Below are 20,068 nucleotides of genomic sequence, written 5' to 3'. Positions count from 1 at the left end.
AGTGGTGGAACCGACCTCGGCCGCAGGAGCCGTCGGCCCAGTCGGATGACACGGAGCCGACGCCGGACGAGACGAGCGCGACGGCACCGGGCACATCGGACGCGACCGCGACCGCGCTCACGGCGCCGGTGAGCACCGGCGAGCGGGGCCTCGGTGGCGCGACGGACGGCGACTTCGAACTGGCACGGCCCGCTGCGCGTGCGGCGGGCGACGTGGCTTCGGCCGAGGGGGACTTCGAGCTTTCCCGTCCTGCGGCAGGTGGCAGTGGCAGTGGCGGTGACGTGGCTTCCCCTGGGACCGAGGGTGACTTCGAGCTTGCTCTGCCGGGTGCGGGCGGCAGCGGGGGCGACGTGGTTTCGGTCGAGGGCGACTTTGAGCTTGCTCGGCCTGTTGTGAGTCGCGGTGTTGGTGACGTGGCGTCCGCCGGGGGCGACTTCGAGCTGGCGCGGCCGGGTGGGGTACCCGCTGATGCCCCGTCGGGGGGTGACGGCGGCGCGGCTGCGGGGAGCGCCGAGGACGCCGGGCCGGTCGACGTTCCCGCAGAGCCCACCGGCGCGCGCCCCAAGCCCCTGCACGACCCCGACCCCTACAGCACCCCGCCCTACGGCGAGCCCGGCCCCTGGGCGCCCGCCCCTCCGGTACAGCACCCGGCGACCACGCCCGCGCACGGCACGGCCGTACCGATGCCACTCCCGCCCGGTCCGCCCACCCCGACGCACAGCGCCCCGACCGCAGCCCACGGCACGCCGGTGCCGTCGGCGGCCCCGGCGGGCGGCGTTAGCGCTCCGTCGCCGAACTCGGCTCCCGGCGTTGCGGCTCCGGCGCCAGCGGGCGGCGTGAGTGCTGCGCCACCGAACTCGCCCCCCGGCCTTCCGACCCCGGCCCCGACAGCCGGCGTACCCGCTCCGGTACCGCCCCCGACCTCTGACGCTCCCGTCCCCGCATCAGCCCCCGGAATCCCCGCTCAGGCGGCACCCCCGGCGGCCGACACCCTCGCCCGGATCTCCCCGGCCCAGCCGACCCTGTCGTCACCAGCACCCCCCACCACCCCCTGGCAGAACTACGATCCCTGGTCCTCCACCCCCCACCCCGCCGCCCCCCTCCAGCAGAACGGCGCCGCGGTCGTCACCGAGCAGCAGCGGCGTAAGCGGGGGAAGAAGGTGATCCTCGTCGGGGTCCTGTTGATCGCGCTTGTGTCCGGAGGGGTCGGCGGTGTTGTCGGGGCGTATCTCGAGCGCAACGGTGGTGTGGGGGAGCTGGAGCTGCCGCAGGCCGGGGCCGAGTCCAGTGGGCGGGCGCCGGACAGTGTTGCCGGGATCGCCGCTCGTGCCCTGCCCAGTGTCGTGACGCTGCATGTGAGCGGGAGCGAGGAGCAGGGCACCGGGACCGGGTTCGTGCTCGATGACCAGGGCCACATCCTCACCAACAACCACGTCGTCGAGCCCGCCGGGGACGACGGCGAGATATCGGTGACCTTCCACAGTGGAGACACCGCCAAAGCCACCGTCGTCGGGCGGGACGGCGGCTACGACCTCGCCGTCGTGAAGGTCAGCGGCGTCAAGGGGCTCACGCCCCTGCCGCTCGGCAACTCCGACAACGTCCGGGTCGGCGACCCCGTCGTCGCGATCGGCGCCCCGTTCGACCTGGCGGGCACCGTCACCTCCGGCATCATCAGCGCCAAGGAGCGGCCCATCACGGCCGGCGGGGAGAGCGGCGACGGGAGCGACGTGTCCTATGTGGACGCGTTGCAGACCGACGCGCCCATCAACCCCGGCAACTCCGGCGGCCCCCTCCTCGACGCCCGGGCCCGGGTCATCGGCATCAACTCCGCCATCCGTTCCGCCGACAGCGGCTCCGACCTCGACGGCGGCCAGTCCGGCTCCATCGGCCTCGGCTTCGCCATCCCGGTCAACCAGGCCAAGCGCGTCGCCGAGGAGCTGATCAACACGGGCAGGGCGACCCACCCGGTGATCGGCGTCACCCTAGACATGGACTACACCGGCGACGGTGCCCGCGTCGGCACCAAGGGCGGCGACGGCGGCCCCGCGGTCACCGAGGGCGGTCCCGGCGACAAGGCCGGTATCAAGCCGGGCGACGTCATCACCGAGGTCGACGGCCAGCGCGTCCACTCCGGCGAGGAACTCATCGTCAAGACCCGTGCCCACCGCCCCGGTGACCAGCTCGAACTGACCTTGGAACGCGCCGGCAAGGAGATCACGATCTCCCTGACACTGGGCTCCTCAAGCGGGAGCTGAGCGGGAACTGGGCGGGAAATGAGCGGCGACCGAACGAGGGGCCGGACTCACAGAAACCTCACAGCGCACCCCGTGTCACCGCCCCACACGGGCCCTGACAAGGCAAACAACCCGGAAAACCCCACGCCCACGCGCATTCGGAGGCCTCGGGACAGTACCGGTCGTAGCGGATCGCCGGGTACCGTGGATCCGGCCCGGACCACGGAAGACCCGCAATTGACCACCGAGGGCCGAGAGCCGAGGGCCGCGGACATCGCAAGGAGCTTCAGGTGTTCAATGACATAGGACCGCTCGAGCTGGTGACGCTCATCGTCCTCGCCGTGCTCGTCTTCGGTCCGGACAAGCTCCCGAAGCTCATCCAGGACGCCACGCGGACGATCCGCAAGATCCGCGAGTTCTCGGAGAGCGCCAAGCAGGACATCCGGTCGGAGCTCGGCCCGGAGTTCAAGGACTTCGAGTTCGAGGACCTCAACCCCAAGACGTTCATCCGCAAGCAGATGGACAACGACGAACTGGGGCTCAAGGAGATCCGCAACGGCTTCGACCTGAAGAAGGAGATGGCCGAGGTCACCGACGCCGTCCACAGCCGTGAGTCGGAGTCGTCCGCGTCCTCCTCCTCGTCGTCCTCCTCCGGCTCCTCCGGCGGCAGCATCGACATGACGAAGAAGCCCGAGAACCCCCGCGACGACCGCCCGCCGTTCGACGCGGACGCCACCTGAGCCGTCCGAACGCCGTACGAACACGGGCGCGGAACACCGCTCGTACGTGACGCTTCTCATACTCCGCCCGGGTCGCACGCGGCCTGAACACGCCCCCTGCGCGCCCCGCGCGCCGGGCGGTTTCCCTGCTGCTCGTAGCGGTGTGGCTATGCTGCCGAGTTGTTGTGCGGGCCGTGCCTGAAGGAGAAGGGCCGCCCGAAGGGGGGCGGGCCGGCTGGTCCGGCTAGAGCGAGGAGGCGTCCGGGCACATGGAGACGACGAGTCAGACGACGAGTCGGGCAGTCGCGCAGGCACCGGCCGAGGAGAACGGGCAGCAGGTCCCCTCCGCCCGGCGCACGGTCGACGGCTACCTGCTGGCGCCGTTCCCGTGGTACGGCCTCGACGAGGCCTTCACGGGGCCGCGCTGGCTGATGCAGGTCGGCACGGCGGCCGACGGGGCCGTGGAACACGGATCGATCGGACACGGTGACGAGCCCTCCGTACGGAACGAGGCGTCGGAGGACCGGGAGAAGTTCGCGGTCGTGGTGACCGTCGCGGCGAATCCGTCCCGCAGGAGCGCCGACGGTACGGGGCTGCTGGAGGCGACGTCGGTGTCGTCGGCGGCGTGGCTCGCGGGGGTGGGGCTGCTGTCGTTCACGTGGCCGGGGCAGATGGATCACTCGCTGCGGGACGACTGGCTGGACCAGCAGACCGAGACGGCGTGGGCTCTTGCCGACGACCTCGACGGTCCGGACTGGTCGACGCTCTCCCTGCCGGTGGACGGCGTGCCGACGCCCTTCCACTACCGCGAGTCCGAGTTCGGCTGGGTACTGGCCGGCTCGACTCAGGAGGGGGTGCACGTGGGGGCGTACGGCAAGGGCATGAGCGCCTACGGTTTGGGCTTCGCCGTGATCAAGGACATCTCGGCGTACGCCTAGGTCTGTCTCGCCCACGAGTCGGATTTACGACGATGGGGGCGCCGTCTCAACGGACGGCGCCCCCATCGTCGTACAGGAAATCGTCGTACGGGAATCAGAACTTGTTGCGCGGCGTGATGCCCAGCGACAGGCCCGACAGGCCGCGCTGCCGTCCACCGAGCTTCCCGGCGATCGCCCGCAGCGCCGAGCCCGCCGGGGAGTCCGGGTCCGTCAGGACCACCGGCTTGCCCTCGTCGCCGCCCTCGCGCAGGCGGACGTCGATGGGGATGCTGCCGAGGACCGGGACGTTCGCACCGGTGGTGCGGGTGAGGCCGTCGGCGACCGACTGGCCGCCGCCCGTGCCGAAGACGTCGACCATCTCGTCGCAGTGCGGGCAGGGCAGGCCGGACATGTTCTCGACCACGCCGACGATCTTCTGGTGGGTCTGGACGGCGATGGAGCCCGCGCGCTCGGCCACCTCGGCCGCCGCCTGCTGCGGGGTCGTGACGACCAGGATCTCGGCGTTCGGGACCAGCTGGGCGACGGAGATCGCGATGTCGCCGGTGCCCGGCGGGAGGTCGAGGAGCAGGACGTCCAGGTCGCCCCAGTACACGTCCGCCAGGAACTGCTGGAGCGCGCGGTGCAGCATCGGGCCGCGCCACACGACCGGGGCGTTGCCCGGCGTGAACATGCCGATGGAGATGACCTTCACGCCGTTCGCGGACGGCGGCATGATCATGTTCTCGACCTGGGTCGGACGGCCGTCGGCGCCCAGCATGCGCGGCACGCTGTGGCCGTAGATGTCGGCGTCGACGACGCCCACCTTGAGGCCGTCGGCGGCCATCGCGGCGGCCAGGTTGACCGTCACCGAGGACTTGCCGACGCCGCCCTTGCCGGACGCGACCGCGTACACGCGGGTGAGCGAGCCGGGCTTGGCGAAGGGGACCTCGCGCTCGGCGGTGCCGCCGCGCAGGGCGTTCGCCAGCTCCTTGCGCTGCTCGTCGCTCATGACGTCGAGCGTGACGTCGACGCGGGTGACGCCGTCGACCCCGGAGACCGCGTCCGTCACACGCTGCGTGATCGTCTCGCGCATCGGGCAGCCGGAGACCGTCAGGTACACGGTGACCGCGACCGCTCCGTCCGCGCCGATCTCCACCGACTTGACCATCCCGAGTTCGGTGATGGGACGGTTGATCTCGGGGTCGTTCACTGTCGCCAGTGCTTCACGCACCGCGTCTTCCGTAGCCATAAGGACGATGGTACGGCGCGGTGGCCATCCCCCGGAAAGCCCGTCAGCGGTCGTCTACGTCACGTCCGCGCGACCGATCTGCCGGGAATACCCCGGGCTCGCGGTGGCCGTTGTGCCGCTCCTCCAGCTCCTTCGTCAGGTCCTGCAGCTCCGAGCGCATCCAGTCACGGGTGGCGACCTCGCCGAGCCCGATGCGCAGGGCGGCGATCTCGCGGGTCAGGTACTCGGTGTCGGCGATCGACCGCTCGTTCTGCTTGCGGTCCTGTTCGAGGTTGACCCGGTCGCGGTCGTCCTGCCGGTTCTGCGCGAGCAGGATCAGCGGGGCGGCGTAGGAGGCCTGCAGGGACAGGACCAGGGTGAGGAAGATGAACGGGTACTCGTCCCAGCGCAGGTCGCTCGGTGCGGCGATGTTCCACAGCACCCAGACGATGATCACGACCGTCATCCAGACGAGGAACCGTCCGGTGCCGATGAAGCGGGCGACGCGCTCCGAGAGCCGTCCGAAGGCCTCCGGATCCCACTCGGGCAGGACCCGGCGGCGCGGCGGCCGGGGTTGGTCGAGGCGTGTGCGGGGCGCCCGGGAGGTCGCGGTGGCGCCCGAGGGCATGCGCTCGCGTGTGCCCTCGCGTTCATGAGCCATGGGTGGCCACCTCCTCGCCCGTGTCCTCGTCCAGGTGGAACTCCGTCTCCCGCCAGTCGTCGGGCAGCATGTGGTCCAGTACGTCGTCCACGGTCACCGCGCCCAGCAGCGAGCCGGACTCGTCGACGACGGGCGCCGCCACCATGTCGTACGTCGCGAAGAACCCGGCGACCACCGGCAGCTCCGCGCCCGGGGCCAGGGCCTCCAGAGCCTCGTCGAGCAACGCGCTGACCAGGGTGTACGGCGGGTCGCGCAGCAGGCGCTGGAAGTGGACCGTGCCCAGGTACTTGCCGGTGGGCGTCTCGTCGGGCGGGCGGCAGACGTAGACCTGGGCGGCGAGCGCGGGGGACAGGTCGGGGTTGCGGACCCGGGCGAGCGCGTCGGCGACGGTGGCGTCCGGGCGCAGGATGATCGGCTCGGTGGTCATCAGCCCGCCGGCCGTGTGCTCCTCGTACGCCATCAGACGGCGCATGTCGGCCGCGTCGGCGGGCTCCATCAGGCTCAGCAGCCGCTCCTGCTCCTCCGTGGGCAGCTCGCCGAGCAGGTCGGCCGCGTCGTCGGGGTCCATGGCCTCCAGGACGTCGGCGGCGCGCTCCTCCTTCAGCTTGAAGAGGATCTCGATCTGGTCGTCCTCGGGGAGCTCTTCGAGGACGTCGGCGAGGCGGTCGTCGTCGAGGGCGGCGGCGACCTCGGCGCGGCGCTTGGGGGAGAGGTGGTGCAGGACGTTGGCGAGGTCGGCGGGGCGCAGCTGCTCGAAGGTGGCGAGCAGGCTCTCGGCGCCCTGTCCCTGCTCCTCCAGGGAGAAGCCGGTGACGGCGGACCACTCGACGGTCAGCGACTCCCCCTTGGCCCGCCGGAAGGCGCCGCTCCTGCCGCCCTTGCGCACGTACACCTTGTCGATCTCCCAGTCCCGGCGGGCCGGACGCTGCTGCACCGACAGGTCGAGGACGGTGACGTCCTCGCCGCTCTCGACGAGCGTGACGCGCCGGTCGAGGAGCTCGCCGAAGACGAGGCGCTCGGTGGGCCGCTGTTCGAAGCGGCGGACGTTGAGCACGCCGGTGGTGATGACCTGGCCGGACTCGACGCTGGTGACGCGGGTCATGGGCAGGAAGATGCGGCGCCGGGTGGACAGTTCCACGACGAGGCCGAGCACCCGCGGGGGTCGTCGGCCGACGCGGAGCATGACGACCAGATCGCGGACGCGGCCCACCTGGTCGCCGTTCGGGTCGAAGGCGGCGATGCCGGCGAGGTGCGAGACGAAGATCCGGGGAGCGCCGGCTGCCATCGCTGCGGCTCCTTTGCGTGCGGGGTGTGCCGTGGTGCTGGTGCTGGTGCTGGTGCTGGTGCTGGTGCGGGTCCGTGGGCTGGGCCGCATATCCGAATTGCCCGCTCGGGTGGGCTTCAGGCTAGCCCGTCCGGATCCGATATGCCCTGGTGAGCGGTACGGACGGACTGGCTCCGCCTGGGCTGTGAGGCCCCGGTACGCTGCCGTACGCCGCTGAGGTCCCACAACAGAAAGGCAGCCCCACCTGTGACTGCGATTCCCCAGGGTCGTGCGCGCCGGGGCGCGCTGGTGAGCGCCGTGTGCGCCCTGGTCGTGTCGGGAGCGGGGCTGACGGGATGCAGTGCGGACCCCGACGAGGGCACCAACGGCGTCGGCAAGCTGCCGGCCGCCGAGATCCAGCGCAAGACCCGTACGGCCGCGGACTCCGCCGACGCGGTGCGCCTCTCGGGGAACGTGGTGACCAGCGGGCGCACCTACAAGCTCGACATGCAGCTCAAGGACGACGGGGCGACGGGATCGGTCACGTCGCAGGGAGGGACGTTCCAGCTGCTGCGGATCGGTGAGCGGCTGTATCTGAAGGCCGACGCCGGCTTCTGGAGCGATGCGGGTGCGGCCGAGGGCGGCAAGACGGACGCCGCGGCCGTGGACAAGCTGGACGGCAAGTTCGTGAAGGTGCCGCAGGGCGACCCGTCGTACAAGAAGTTCAGCGGCTTCACGGAGAAGGACGTACTCCTCGACGGCCTGCTGACCCTGCACGGCGCGCTGGCCACCGACGGCCACCACGAGCAGGCGGGCACCCGCGTCATCCGCATCACCGGCGACAAAGGCTCCGGCGGCACCCTCGACGTCTCCCTGGAGGGCACCCCGTACCCCCTGCGCCTGGTCCGGGCGGGTGGCGGCGGCACCCTGACGTTCTCCTCCTGGGGCAAGGACTTCGCCCTGAAGGAGCCGGCCAAGGGCGAGACGGTGGACTACGGCAAGCAGCTGCCGACGTCCTAGGCGCCGAGCGGGCTGCCTCCGCCTGCGCGGCTTCAGCTATTTCCGCTTGCGCCGCTTCATCAGCAGCTTCGGCAGTCCTGCCGGAATCGGTTGCCGGGTCGTCGCCGACGTCGGCAACGGCGCCTCGGCGAGGTTGCCGTCGGGCAGGGGCGCCGTCGCGCCCGTCGGCTCCAGGCGGATCACCCGGCACTCGCGGGCCCAGCGCTCGGGCATCGCCTCGCCGTCGTGGGCGTTGAGGCGCTTGCCCTTGAGTTCGCCGACCGTCGTGTCCCACCGCTCGGTACCGGACGTCAGCTCGACGACCTTCGCGGACCAGGAGACCAGCCGGCCGCCCTTGTCCTTGCTGCGGACCGTCACCTCGGCCGCGCCCCCGTCGACCAGCCCCGGCAGCGGCTGCTCGCCCGGACCGTCGCCCATGACACACGCCGCACCCTCGTGCCACACATGCCACAGCGCCCGGGCCGGGTGACCAGGTCCCTTGACCCAGATGAGGCCGGACTTCTTGGTGGCCTCCTCGACGAGGGCCTGGTCGAGCAGCTCGCTTGTCATGCGCCCAGCTTATCCAGGCACCGTCACAGCCAGCCGTTGCGCTTCAGGGTGCGGTGGATGCCCAGGCAGATGATGCCCGTGATGGTCATGATCACCGGGTAGCCGAACTTCCAGTGCGTCTCAGGCATGTAGTCGAAGTTCATCCCGTACACACCGCACACCATCGTCGGTACGGCGATGATCGCGGCCCACGAGGTGATCTTTCGCATGTCCTCGTTCTGCGCGACGGACGCCTGCGCCAGGTTGGCCTGGAGGATCGAGTTCAGCAGCTCGTCGAAGCCGATGACCTGCTCCTGCACCCGGGCCAGGTGGTCGGCGACGTCCCGGAAGTACTTCTGGATGTCCGGGTCGACCAGCCGCATCGGCCGCTCGCTCAGCAGCTGCATGGGCCGCATCAGCGGCGCCACCGCCCGCTTGAACTCCAGCACCTCGCGCTTGAGTTGGTAGATCCGCCCCGCGTCCGTACCGCGCGGCGAGCCCTTGCGTCCCGGCGAGAAGACCTCGGTCTCCACCTCGTCGATGTCGTCCTGCACCGCGTCGGCGACCGCGATGTACCCGTCGACGACATGGTCGGCGATGGCGTGCAGCACGGCCGACGGACCCTTGGCGAGCAGCTCGGGGTCGTCCTGGAGGCGGTGCCTGAGCGCCCGCAGCGAGCCCTGCCCGCCGTGCCGGACGGTGATGAAGAACTCCCGCCCGGTGAAGCACATGACCTCGCCGGTCTCGACGATCTCGCTGTTGGCGGTGAGTTCGTCGTGCTCGACGTAGTGGATGGTCTTGAAGACGGTGAAGAGCGAGTCGTCGTAGCGCTCCAGCTTGGGGCGCTGGTGCGCCTGCACCGCGTCCTCGACGGCCAGCGGGTGCAGCCCGAACTCGCTGGCGATACCGGCGAATTCGGCCTCGGTCGGCTCGTGCAGACCGATCCAGACGAAGCCGCCGTCCCGGCGCACCTGGCGCATCGCCTCGTGCGGGGTCAGGGGCTTCGGGGTCTCGACCCGGGCGCCGTGCCGGTAGACGGCGCAGTCGACGACGGCCGAGGGCGTCCCGGGGTCGCGGGTGGTGTCGTAGCTGCCGTTGTCCTTGCGCAGTGAGACGCGGGACGGGCGGACCACGGCACGCAGGTCGCGGATCATCGACATGAGCAGGCTCCTTCGCGACGGGCAACGAAGCGTGGAGAACCGCAGGACGGTTGGAACTGCCCGGAATGGGGACGTCCTGACCTCAGGATGTTTGGCACGTCCACAAAGCGGGGAGCACCGCACCGTCGCGGTGATGGGCTTCGTTGCTGATTCAGATCAGACCGATCAGGCAAAGCGAAACGAAGTGCTCTTCCGTGTGAGGACGCGAGCGTGAAAGGCGGCGGTCAGCCGGAGCCGGAACAGCCGAATCAGCTACATCAGTGGCGGGAAGAGCGAGTGGTACTGCACGGTCGACTTCGATCCATGACAGCCCCACCTCCTCCGGCCGGTCCCTCGTGAGGGACGTTCCATACCCCGTTCGGGGTTCCCCGTAGGGGAGTCAAACCAGGCGTTGGGACTCGATCGCAACGCTTCTGCATGCTGTCCCGAACACCGGGCAAGAGTATCAGCCGACTGAAGTGTCAAGGCGCTGCTTTGCCCGGTACTGACGAGTTCTATGCTCGCCGCATGGCTGATGTTCTCCCTCTGGTCGAGGCCCGGTTGCGCTCCGCGCTGGGCGAACCGGACGCCCGCGCGGCGGTCACTTTCCTCGGTACGGACCGCATCGAGGTGCTCCGTTTCCAGGACGGCGATGTCGTTCGCTACGCCACGCTCGGCATGTCCGCGCAGCCCATGAACGACCCCACCGCGGTGGTCGCCGACCCGGTCAGGGGCGCCCGCGCGGAGCTGGTCCTCTCGGTCCGCTCGGGCCTCGCCGACACCGACAAGGTGCTCCGCCCGCTCGCCGTTCTCGCCGCGTCCCCGCAGGTGGAGGGCGTGATCGTGGCCCCGGGCGCCTCCCTGGACGTCGGTGAGCCGCTGTGGCCGGGCGCCCCGTTCACCTCGGTCCTGGTCGCCGAGCCGGGCGGCCTGGTCGAGGACCTGGAACTCGACGCGCCCGCCGACCCCGTGCACTTCCTGCCGCTGCTCCCCATGACCCCGAACGAGGCCGCCTGGAAGCGCGTGCACGGCGCCCAGGCCCTCCAGGAGCGCTGGCTGACGAACGGGACGGACCTTCGGGATCCCGCCCGTACGTCCGTCCCGCTGGAGTGACCCACGCGTGAGGAACCTCACCAACCGGTGGCTGAAAAGCGTCAGTTGGCGAACACGGTGACGCTGTCCTCGGTCGCGTGCTTCGTCTCCAGTTCCTCGGCCATGGGGGTCCCCCCGCTCGAGCGAATTCGAGAGTGGGGGAGGGTGAGCGACTTCCGCCGTACGACGACCACGAGCGCGCCCGCCACGGCCGTGACCGCCGCCACCACGAACGGGACGCGGAGACTGCCGGTCCACTCCTCGATCCTCGGCGCGAAGAAGGGCGCGGCCGCCGCCGCGAACCAGCGCACGAAGTTGTAGCCCGCGCTCGCCACGGGGCGCGGGGCATCCGAGACGCCGAGGGCCAGCTCCGTGTAGACGGTGTTGTTCACGCCGATGAACGCGCCGGACAGGATCGTGCAGACCACGGCGGTGGTGTGGTCGCCGTAGCCGAGGACCAGCACGTCCACGGCGAGCAGCACCAGCGAGCCGCCGAGCACCGTCAGCGAACCGAACCGCCTCTGCATGCGAGGCGCCACGATCACCGAGAACACGGCGAGCAGCAGACCCCAGGCGAAGAACACCGCGCCGGACCGGTACGGGCTCATGTCCAGCACGAACGGCGTGAAGGCCAGCACCGTGAAGAACGTGTAGTTGTAGAAGAACGCCGAGACCGCCGCGGACGCAAGGCCGCCGTGGCCGAGTGCCCTGATCGGGTCCAGCAGCGAGGTCTTGCGGGCGGGCTTCGGCTGCTCCTGCAGGAACACCGCGATGCACAGGAAGCCGACGGCCATCAGGAAGGCCGTACCGAAGAACGGGTAGCGCCAACTGGCGTCCCCGAGCAGCGCGCCCAGCAGCGGCCCGCACGCCATGCCGAGCCCGAGGGCGGACTCGTAGAGCAGGATCGCCGCGGCGCTGCCGCCGGCCGCCGCGCCGACGATGACGGCGAGGGCGGTGGAGACGAAGAGCGCGTTGCCGAGCCCCCAGCCCGCCCGGAAGCCGACCAGTTCGCCGACCGATCCGGACGTGCCCGCGAGCCCGGCGAAGACGACCACGAGGGCCAGGCCGAGCAGAAGGGTCCTGCGGCCGCCGATCCGGCTGGAGACGAAGCCGGTGACCAGCATCGCCACCGCGGTGATCAGGAAGTAGGAGGTGAAGAGCAGGGAGACCTGGCCGGGTGTGGCGTTCAGGCCGCTCGCGATGGACGGGAGGATCGGGTCGACGAGTCCGATGCCCATGAAGGCGACGACGGACGCTCCGGCGGTCGCCCACACGGCCTTCGGCTGCCGCAGAGAAGTAGATGGCATATACACATATTAAGTTAGGTAGGCTAACGATGTAAAGCCCGGTCGGCTCCCTCGGCGGGCGGGATCCGTCCGGACGGGTGATCGTCCTTGACGTGGCGCGGAACGGGTAGGACCGTGGAGCCCTATGAGGGGCGAACCCAGTTGCCCGAAGTGTGGTGGCCGGGTCAGGGCTCCCGGACTCTTCGCCGACACCTGGCAATGCGATGTGCACGGCACCGTGCATCCGGTGCAGCCTGTGATCCCGCCCAGCGTCGAGGCCCTCGGTGTGGTCGTGCATCGCACGCAGGTGCCGGTGTGGATGCCGTGGCCGCTGCCGATCGGCTGGCTGTTCACGGGTGTCGCCAGCGCGGGCGACGACCGCAGCGGCGGCCGCGCGACCGCCGTGGCCTGCTCCGGGCCAGGGCCGCTCGGCGGCATGGGCGAGATGATCCTGGTCGCCGAGGAACTCGGCGTCGGCCTCGGTGCGCGTTACGCGGGTACCGACGGGCCGGATCCGGGGCCGTACATGAACGTCGAGAAACCGCCGCAGGCCAAGGTGCTGGCCGCAGGGCGTCCGACACCGCTGTGGCACGTCTCGGGTACGCCCGACGATCGTGCCGTGTTCGCGGGGGAGGCGCTCGGGATGTGGCTGTGGGCGGTCGTGTGGCCCGAGCAGTCGGGGTTGTTGATGTACGACGAGCTCGTGCTGACGGATTTGCGGGACGCCGGGGCGGAGATGGAGCTGTTGCCCTGCGGAGCGTTGTCGCCGCGCTTGCTTGGGCCGTAGCGGCTACTGGGGCGGGGCGTGCGGCTGAGTGGTGGGTGCCGGTGGTCGTGGGTTGCTCGCGCAGTTCCCCGCGCCCCTTGGGGCGTTGTCGGTAGGGGGCGCTTGCCGGTTTCGGGTGTGACAGGGATTGCTGAAATTCCGGTTATCCTTGAGCGTCCCCACCCGTGCCGTCCCCGACTGGAGTCCGCGTCGTGCGCATTGATCTGCACACCCACTCCACCGCTTCCGACGGCACGGACACCCCGGCCGAGCTGGTGCGCAACGCCGCCGCGGCCGGGCTGGACGTGGTGGCGCTCACCGATCACGACACGACCCGTGGCCACGCCGAGGCGATCGCGGCGCTGCCGCAGGGGCTCACCCTCGTCACCGGTGCCGAGCTGTCCTGCCGAATCGACGGCATCAGCATGCACATGCTGGCCTACCTGTTCGACCCGGAGGAGCCCGCGCTGCTCGCCGAGCGGGAGCTGGTGCGGGACGACCGGGTGCCGCGGGCCAAGGGCATGATCGCCAAGCTCGACGCGCTGGGCGTGCCGGTCACCTGGGAGCAGGTGCTGCGGATCGCCGGTGACGGGTCCGTCGGCCGGCCGCATGTCGCGTCCGCGCTGGTCGAGCTCGGGGTCGTGCCGACCGTGGGTGACGCCTTCACCGAGGACTGGCTGGCCGACGGCGGCCGGGCCTTCGTGGAGAAGCACGAGACCGACCCGTTCGAGGCGCTCCGGCTGATCAAGGCCGCCGGCGGCGTCGCCGTCTTCGCGCACCCGGCCGCCAGCAAGCGGGGCCGTACGGTGCCGGAGTCCGCGATCGCCGAGCTGGCCTCCGCCGGGCTCGACGGCATCGAGGTCGATCACATGGACCACGAACCCGACACACGTGCGCGGCTGCGCGGGCTCGCGAAGGAGCTCGGGCTGCTGGTCACCGGGTCCAGTGACTACCACGGCAGCCGCAAGACCTGTGTGCTCGGTGAGTACACGACGGACCCCGAGGTGTACGGGGAGATCACGCGGCGGGCCAGCGGGGCGTTCCCCGTGCCGGGGACCGGCGGGGCCTGAGGCTCACCCCGTTACCGCTTCACCCCGTCGCACTCTCGCCCTCACTCTCGCGTCCCGTTCGTTCCGTTTCTCCGCAAGGCACCCATGTTCGATCTCGCCGTCTTCGGCTCCCTCTTCCTGACCCTCTTCGTCATCATGGATCCCCCCGGGATCACCCCGATCTTCCTCGCGCTCACCTCCGGCCGGCCGGTCAAGGTGCAGAAGCGGATGGCCTTCCAGGCCGTCTGTGTGGCGGGCGGTGTGATCACGGTCTTCGGGCTGCTGGGCCACCAGATCCTCGACTACCTGCATGTCTCCGTCCCCGCGCTGATGATCGCGGGCGGGCTGCTACTCCTGCTGATCGCGCTCGACCTGCTCACCGGAAAGACGGACGAGCCGAAGCAGACCAAGGACGTCAACGTCGCCCTCGTGCCGCTGGGCATGCCGCTGCTGGCCGGGCCGGGTGCGATCGTGTCCGTCATCCTCGCCGTGCAGAAGGCCGACAGCATGGCCATGCAGGTGTCGGTGTGGTCGGCGATCCTCGCCATCCATGTCGTGCTGTGGATCGTGATGCGGTACTCGCTGCTGATCATCCGGGTCATCAAGGACGGCGGCGTGGTCCTGGTGACGCGGCTCGCGGGCATGATGCTGTCGGCGATCGCCGTGCAGCAGATCATCAACGGGGTCACGCAGGTCATTCAGGGGAGCTGAGGCCCCCGGACACTGCAAGGGCCCCGAACGGCGTCGTAGCCGTACGGGGCCCTGAAGCTTCCGCGGGGATCCGCGTCCTACGAGGCCGAGGCCTCGGCCGGACGGATCCACAGCCGCTGACCGATCGCGGCGGCCTGCTGAACGATCCGATTGACGGAGGCGGCGTCCACGACGGTGCTGTCCACGGGCGTGCCGTCGGTCTCGTCGAGTCGCATGATCTCGAAGCGCATGGCTTCTCCCTTCGTCTGGTCATCCTCCCGATGAGTACTGCTGGGGAGAACTACTGGGTTACACACCTACTCAACGGGTTGCGTGTTACAAACATTCCCTACGCTAAAGAAATTTTTCGAACGGCTAACTACTGACCGGTAAGTGGTTGCCGAGGGATCAAGGCGAGACTGACCGGGACCGGTTGTGTTCGCAGCGTGACCGCCAGGACAATGGAGCCGATGAACGACGACCTCGCGGCGCTCGCCGCCCGCATCGACCACACCAACGAGCTGCTGCAACGCATGCTCGCCGAGGTGGCGAAGACGCCCTCGACCCATGCGATCTTCGTCGACGCGGGCTACCTGTACGCCGCCGCGGGACGGCTGGTCGCCGGGACGGAGGACCGCCGGGCCTTCGATCTGGACGCCGAGGGGCTCATCGAGGCGCTCATCGACCGGGCGCGCACGATCTTCGCGGACAGCAGGCTGCTGCGGGTCTACTGGTACGACGGTGCGCGGCGCCGTATCCACACGGCGGAGCAGCAGTCGATCGCCGAGCTCCCCGATGTGAAGGTCCGCCTGGGCAACCTCAACGCCAACAACCAGCAGAAAGGCGTCGATTCGCTGATCCGGACCGACCTGGAGTCACTGGCCAGGCACCGTGCCATCAGCGACGCGGCCCTGCTCGGCGGGGACGAGGACCTGGTGTCGGCGGTCGAGGCCGCGCAGGGGTACGGCGCGCGGGTGCACCTGTGGGGCATCGAGGCGCCGGAGGGCCGCAACCAGGCCGAGCCCCTGCTCTGGGAGGTCGACAGCCAGCGCACCCTCGACCTCGACTTCTTCAAGCCGTACGTCTCCCGCCGCACCAACGCCGCATACGAGGTGGCCGGCGCTCGGCCGACGCGTGAGGACGTACGGTTCGTCGGCGCGCAGATCGCGGCGAAGTGGCTCGCGGCGCGAGGGCGGGAGTCGCTGGTCGAGCTGCTGCCCGGGCACCCGTACCTGCCCGGCTCGGTGGACCAGGACCTGCTGGTGGAGGCCGAGGGGCTGCTGCAGTACTCGCTGCGCGGGCAGGCGGATCTGCGGCGGGCGTTGCGGGACGGGTTCTGGGAGCATCTTCAGGCGCAGTACTAGTTCGGGCGCGGTGCTGGCGCAGTAATGGTTCGGGCGCGGTGCTAGCGCAGGACTAGTTCGGTCGCAGTGCTGGTTCAGGCGCGGTACTAGCCGTTCTGCTCGGACTGGGCGGGGGCGCCGTCCACGCTGTTCCAGAAGTCGGCGACGGCCTGGGACGTGCGCAGGGGCTGGTCGGCGTTGGGGGAGTGTTCGGCGCCGGGGATGACCGTGCGGCGGGCCTTCAGTCGTGCGGCCATGTCGTCGAGGACCGGAACCGGCCAGGTGTCGTCAGTGGCGCCCGACAGGACGTGGAACGGGAGCGGGAGGGCGGCGAGTTCGTCGACCCGGTCCGGTTCCGTGCACAACTGGCGTCCCGTGGAGATGAGTTGGGCGGGCTTGGTGCCGAGCCAGCGCCGGCGCAGCAGGTCCGGGCCGCCGATGCCGCGTGCCGGGCCGCCGACCTCCTCCGGCGGTCCCATGGCGAGGATCGCCTCCCAGGTCTCCTCCATGGTCATCACCGCGAGCGCGTCCCGCAGCAGTTTCACGCGCTGCTGCTGGGAGTCGGAGATCTGGGCGGGGCCCGATGCCATGAGGGTGAGGGAGCGGAACGGCGCGTGGTCGAGGAGCACGGTCGCGCGGGCGATCTGGCCGCCCAGGGAGTGGCCGAGGAGGTGGAGAGGGGTGTCGTCCGTGCCGAGGGCTGCCGCCTGGGCGAGGACGTCCTGGGCCAACTCGCTCCGCGTGTAAGCGGATTCGTCGTCCTCCGGTCCGTCCGACTCGTGCTGTCCGCGTCCGTCGATGGCGACGGTGCGGTAGCCGCGCTCCGCCAGCGGCTCGTGCATGAGCGTGAAGTCCTCCTTGCTGCCCGTGAATCCGGGGAGCAGCAGCGCGACGCCTCGCGGTTGGACGCCGGGGGCGGCGGGGTGGTCGACGACTGCGAAGGTGCCGCGAGGGGTGTGGAGGGGGTAGGCGCGGGCGTTCGGGGGCGGCGTGGAGGCGGGTTGGGTGGTCACGGGGGGAGGGTAGCGGGTGGGTCGGTGGGGGGTTGCTGTAGGGCGGTTCTCGCCCCCGCCGCCCCTACCCGTCCCGTCCCTGGGGGCTGCCGCCCCCAGACCCCCGCTTCGGCCCTTAAGGGGCCTCGTCCTCAAACGCCGGACGGGCTGGATGAAGCGGGCCGGCAACGCCGACGGCCCGGTCCCCACACACGGTGAGGGACCGGGCCGTCGTACGTGAGATCAGCCCTCCGTGGACTCCGCGGCAGCCGTGGCCTTGCGGGTACGGCGCACCTTGGGCTGTGCCTCTGCCGTGCCGTCGGCAGCCTCCACGGTCGCCGCCACCTTGCGGGTACGGCGGCGCGGGGCGGGAGCCTCTGTGGCCGCCTCTGGCTCCTTGGTGGCCTGGGCCGGGATGTCGGCGGTTTCGACGGACGCCGCGGTCTTGCGGGTGCGGCGTGCCTTGGGCTTGGCCTCGGTGGCCTCGGCCGTGTCCACTGCGGACTCGGCGGTGGCCGTCGCCTTGCGGGTGCGCCGGGGCTTGGCCTCGGCGGCCTCCGGCTCCGCGACGGTCGCGGCGGCCTTGCGGGTACGGCGCGGCTTGGCCTCCGTGCCCTCGGCGGTGTCCACGGCGGCTTCGGCGGTGGCGGCGGCCTTGCGCGTACGGCGGGGCTTGGCCTCCACGGCCTCGGCCGTGTCCACGGCGGTCTCCGCGGCGGCGGTCGCCTTGCGCGTACGGCGCGCCTTCGGCTTGGCCTCGGCCGCCTCCGGCTCCTGGGCCGTCTGGGCCGGGATGTCGGCGGTTTCGACGGACGCCGCGGTCTTGCGGGTACGGCGCGCCTTGGGCTTGGCCTCGGCGGCTTCGGCCGTGTCGACGGCGGTCTCCGCTGCGGCGGTTGCCTTGCGTGTGCGGCGTGCCTTCGGCGCGGCTTCGGCGGCCTCTGTGGCGCCCTCGGCCGTGGCGACCGCGGCCTCCGCGGCGGTGGTCGCCTTGCGCGTGCGGCGTGCCTTCGGCTTGGTCTCGGCGGCCTCGGGAGTCGGCTGTGCGGTCTCCGTGGTGCCCTCGGCCGTGGTGACCGCGGTCTCCGCCGTCGCCGTCGCCTTGCGGGTGCGGCGGCGCGGCTTGGCGGCCGGGGCCTCCTCGGGCTCGGTGGCCTGCGGAGCCGTGGCAGCCTCGGACGCCTGGACGGCCTCCGCGACCTTCGCGGCGTTCGCGGACTCCGTCACCGGCGTTGCCACGGCGTCGGCCGAAGTCGCCTGCGGCTCCGCCGACTTGCGCGTCCGGCGGCGGCGCGGCTTGGCCGAGGTCTCCTCGGGGGTGTCCAGGGACGGACCCTCCGCCGTCGCGACGGCTGCCTCCGCGGACGTGGCCGTCACGGCAGGGGCCTGCTCCGCCGTCGCCCCGGCACGGGTGCGGCGGCGGCGACGCGGGGTGCGAGGCGCGGTGACGGTCTCGGCGGTCTCCTCCGGAGCGCCGGCACCGGCGGCGGGCGCCGGCGTCCCGTCCAGCGTGGATCCGCCGCGCGTACGGCGGCGGCGACGCGGCGTACGCGCCGTGCGCTCGCGGTCCGACGACGCCTGGGAGTCGTCCCGGCCGCCTCGGCCACCGCGACCGCGCGCACCGCGCCCGCCGGTCTCGCCGAGGTCCTCCAGCTCCTCAGCCCCGAGCCCGGCGCGCGTACGCTCCGAGCGCGGCAGAACACCCTTGGTGCCCGCGGGGATGCTCAGTTCCTCGAAGAGGTGCGGGGACGTGGAGTACGTCTCCGGCGGGTCGTTGAACTTCAGGTCCAGCGCCTTGTTGATCAGCTGCCAGCGCGGGATGTCGTCCCAGTCGACGAGGGTGATCGCGATGCCCTTCGCACCCGCGCGGCCCGTACGGCCGATGCGGTGCAGGTACGTCTTCTCCTCTTCCGGGGACTGGTAGTTGATGACGTGGGTCACGCCCTCGACGTCGATACCGCGCGCGGCGACGTCGGTGCAGACGAGGACGTCCACCTTGCCGTTGCGGAAGGCGCGCAGCGCCTGCTCGCGGGCGCCCTGGCCGAGGTCGCCGTGGACCGCGCCGGAGGCGAAGCCGCGCTGCTGGAGCTGGTCGGCGAGGTCGGCCGCCGTGCGCTTCGTGCGGCAGAAGACCATGGCCAGTCCCCGGCCGTCGGCCTGCAGTATGCGCGCGACCATCTCGGGCTTGTCCATGTTGTGCGCGCGGTAGACGAACTGCGCGGTGTTCGCGACCGTCGCGCCCTCGTCGTCCGGCGCGGTGGCGCGGATGTGGGTGGGCTGCGACATGTAGCGGCGCGCGAGGCCGATGACCGCGCCCGGCATGGTCGCCGAGAACAGCATGGTCTGGCGCCGGGCCGGGAGCATGTTGATGATCTTCTCGACGTCGGGCAGGAAGCCCAGGTCGAGCATCTCGTCGGCCTCGTCGAGGACGAGTGCCTTGACGTGCTTGAGGTTGAGCTTCTTCTGGCCCGCGAGGTCCAGCAGCCGGCCCGGGGTGCCGACGATCACGTCGACGCCCTTCTTGAGGGCCTCGACCTGGGGCTCGTAGGCCCGGCCGCCGTAGATCGCGAGGACGCGGACGTTGCGTACCTTGCCCGCGGTCAGCAGGTCGTTGGTGACCTGCGTGCACAGCTCGCGCGTGGGGACGACGACGAGCGCCTGCGGGGCGTCGGTGAGGTCCTCGGGCTTGGCGCGCCCGGCCTCGACATCGGCGGGGACGGTGACGCGCTCCAGGAGCGGGAGGCCGAAGCCCAGCGTCTTGCCGGTGCCGGTCTTGGCCTGGCCGATGACGTCCGTGCCGGAGAGGGCGACGGGGAGGGTCATCTCCTGGATGGGGAAGGGGGTGACGATGCCGACGGCCTCAAGGGCCTCGGCGGTCTCGGGAAGGATTCCGAGCTCTCGGAAAGTCGTAGTCAGGGTGCTGCCTCTTCTGTGTGCGCGGTGCGAGGCGAGCGCGGGGGTCTTTGACGGACCGTGCCGGGGGACGTCGGCTGCCATACGGTCAGGCCGTAAGGCACGGGACCACTGCCGACGCTCTAGCGCTCGTACCGCTGAGGGTGTCCCCCTCCGGGCTCCGTACGCAGAGTGCCGTACGGACGGGGAGGGCTGTCGGGTCGGAGCCGATCGGGCCACCGACCGGG

18 protein-coding genes are annotated in these 20,068 nt (G+C 71.0%); 9 read left to right on the top strand and 9 right to left on the bottom strand.

What is annotated here, in order from left to right; all coding sequences use genetic code 11:
• Window positions 1-440 precede the first annotated feature (440 nt).
• From ACIA8X_RS12165 to ACIA8X_RS12155, 3 genes are all read left to right on the top strand, one after another.
• Entirely contained in the window at window positions 441-2,255 is a 1,815-nt protein-coding gene (locus tag ACIA8X_RS12165; RefSeq protein ID WP_393461937.1) for a trypsin-like peptidase domain-containing protein, read from the top strand.
• A gap of 269 nt (window positions 2,256-2,524) precedes the next feature.
• Entirely contained in the window at window positions 2,525-2,974 is a 450-nt protein-coding gene (locus tag ACIA8X_RS12160) for a sec-independent translocase (protein ID WP_393461901.1), read from the top strand.
• Window positions 2,975-3,222: 248 nt separating this feature from the next.
• On the top strand, window positions 3,223-3,891 hold the full coding sequence (locus tag ACIA8X_RS12155; RefSeq protein WP_393461903.1) for a hypothetical protein: 669 nt from the start codon (window positions 3,223-3,225) through the stop codon (window positions 3,889-3,891).
• Between the two features lie 94 nt (window positions 3,892-3,985).
• Here the strand turns inward: ACIA8X_RS12155 and ACIA8X_RS12150 are convergent, their stop codons facing one another.
• The 3 genes from ACIA8X_RS12150 to ACIA8X_RS12140 are packed head-to-tail and all read right to left on the bottom strand — an operon-like array spanning window position 3,986 to window position 7,044.
• Window positions 3,986-5,119 carry an Mrp/NBP35 family ATP-binding protein gene (locus tag ACIA8X_RS12150; protein WP_393461905.1) on the bottom strand — a complete coding sequence of 378 codons (1,134 nt, stop codon included), beginning with the start codon at window positions 5,117-5,119 and terminating at the stop codon, window positions 3,986-3,988.
• Between the two features lie 43 nt (window positions 5,120-5,162).
• Window positions 5,163-5,759, bottom strand: coding sequence for a DUF1003 domain-containing protein (locus tag ACIA8X_RS12145; protein WP_399458258.1), 597 nt, complete (start codon window positions 5,757-5,759; stop codon window positions 5,163-5,165).
• Window positions 5,749-7,044, bottom strand: a complete 1,296-nt coding sequence (locus tag ACIA8X_RS12140) for a magnesium transporter MgtE N-terminal domain-containing protein (RefSeq protein WP_393461909.1) — start codon at window positions 7,042-7,044, stop codon at window positions 5,749-5,751. The genes ACIA8X_RS12145 and ACIA8X_RS12140 overlap by 11 nt, the downstream gene beginning before the upstream one ends.
• A gap of 246 nt (window positions 7,045-7,290) precedes the next feature.
• Between ACIA8X_RS12140 and ACIA8X_RS12135 the strand changes: the two genes are divergently transcribed.
• The gene (locus ACIA8X_RS12135; RefSeq protein ID WP_393461911.1) at window positions 7,291-8,043 is read left to right on the top strand and encodes a hypothetical protein; all 753 of its coding nucleotides are present in this window, start codon (window positions 7,291-7,293) and stop codon (window positions 8,041-8,043) included.
• 36 nt (window positions 8,044-8,079) lie between these two features.
• Here ACIA8X_RS12135 and ACIA8X_RS12130 read toward each other — a convergent pair whose 3' ends face one another.
• Together ACIA8X_RS12130 and ACIA8X_RS12125 are read right to left on the bottom strand one after the other, a co-directional pair.
• Window positions 8,080-8,592, bottom strand: coding sequence for a hypothetical protein (locus tag ACIA8X_RS12130; protein ID WP_399458257.1), 513 nt, complete (start codon window positions 8,590-8,592; stop codon window positions 8,080-8,082).
• A gap of 23 nt (window positions 8,593-8,615) precedes the next feature.
• Window positions 8,616-9,731 (bottom strand): magnesium and cobalt transport protein CorA, encoded by a 1,116-nt coding sequence (locus tag ACIA8X_RS12125; protein WP_393461915.1) that lies wholly within the window; start codon window positions 9,729-9,731, stop codon window positions 8,616-8,618.
• Window positions 9,732-10,238: 507 nt separating this feature from the next.
• Here ACIA8X_RS12125 and ACIA8X_RS12120 point away from each other — a divergent pair.
• A complete protein-coding gene (locus ACIA8X_RS12120; protein ID WP_393461917.1) occupies window positions 10,239-10,823 on the top strand; it encodes a suppressor of fused domain protein in 585 nt (194 codons plus the stop codon).
• A gap of 41 nt (window positions 10,824-10,864) precedes the next feature.
• Here ACIA8X_RS12120 and ACIA8X_RS12115 read toward each other — a convergent pair whose 3' ends face one another.
• Window positions 10,865-12,109 carry an MFS transporter gene (locus tag ACIA8X_RS12115; RefSeq protein WP_399458256.1) on the bottom strand — a complete coding sequence of 415 codons (1,245 nt, stop codon included), beginning with the start codon at window positions 12,107-12,109 and terminating at the stop codon, window positions 10,865-10,867.
• A gap of 124 nt (window positions 12,110-12,233) precedes the next feature.
• Here ACIA8X_RS12115 and ACIA8X_RS12110 point away from each other — a divergent pair, with 124 nt between their 5' ends.
• The 3 genes from ACIA8X_RS12110 (at window position 12,234) to ACIA8X_RS12100 (ending at window position 14,614) form a co-directional block, all read left to right on the top strand.
• Window positions 12,234-12,875: a DUF6758 family protein gene (locus ACIA8X_RS12110; protein WP_393461921.1), complete on the top strand. Its 642-nt coding sequence runs from the start codon at window positions 12,234-12,236 to the stop codon at window positions 12,873-12,875.
• A 191-nt stretch (window positions 12,876-13,066) separates the two neighbouring features.
• A complete protein-coding gene (locus ACIA8X_RS12105; RefSeq protein WP_393461923.1) occupies window positions 13,067-13,924 on the top strand; it encodes a PHP domain-containing protein in 858 nt (285 codons plus the stop codon).
• A gap of 84 nt (window positions 13,925-14,008) precedes the next feature.
• Window positions 14,009-14,614, top strand: a complete 606-nt coding sequence (locus ACIA8X_RS12100; RefSeq protein ID WP_393461925.1) for a MarC family protein — start codon at window positions 14,009-14,011, stop codon at window positions 14,612-14,614.
• 77 nt (window positions 14,615-14,691) lie between these two features.
• On the opposite strand, the gene ACIA8X_RS12095 is transcribed toward ACIA8X_RS12100, so the two are convergent.
• Entirely contained in the window at window positions 14,692-14,844 is a 153-nt protein-coding gene (locus ACIA8X_RS12095) for a hypothetical protein (RefSeq protein WP_393461927.1), read from the bottom strand.
• 219 nt (window positions 14,845-15,063) lie between these two features.
• On the opposite strand from ACIA8X_RS12095, the gene ACIA8X_RS12090 reads away from it, so the two are divergent.
• Window positions 15,064-15,957 carry an NYN domain-containing protein gene (locus ACIA8X_RS12090; protein ID WP_393461929.1) on the top strand — a complete coding sequence of 298 codons (894 nt, stop codon included), beginning with the start codon at window positions 15,064-15,066 and terminating at the stop codon, window positions 15,955-15,957.
• A gap of 86 nt (window positions 15,958-16,043) precedes the next feature.
• Here ACIA8X_RS12090 and ACIA8X_RS12085 read toward each other — a convergent pair whose 3' ends face one another.
• A complete protein-coding gene (locus ACIA8X_RS12085) occupies window positions 16,044-16,949 on the bottom strand; it encodes an alpha/beta fold hydrolase (protein ID WP_393461931.1) in 906 nt (301 codons plus the stop codon).
• A 222-nt stretch (window positions 16,950-17,171) separates the two neighbouring features.
• Window positions 17,172-19,925, bottom strand: coding sequence for a DEAD/DEAH box helicase (locus ACIA8X_RS12080; RefSeq protein ID WP_393448376.1), 2,754 nt, complete (start codon window positions 19,923-19,925; stop codon window positions 17,172-17,174).
• Window positions 19,926-20,068: the final 143 nt, after the last annotated feature.

This window comes from Streptomyces sp. NPDC051738, assembly GCF_044453205.1.
Taxonomy (GTDB): Bacteria; Actinomycetota; Actinomycetes; order Streptomycetales; family Streptomycetaceae; genus Streptomyces.
Note: the sequence above shows the minus strand (reverse complement) of the source record. Positions and strands in the feature narration are given on the sequence as shown.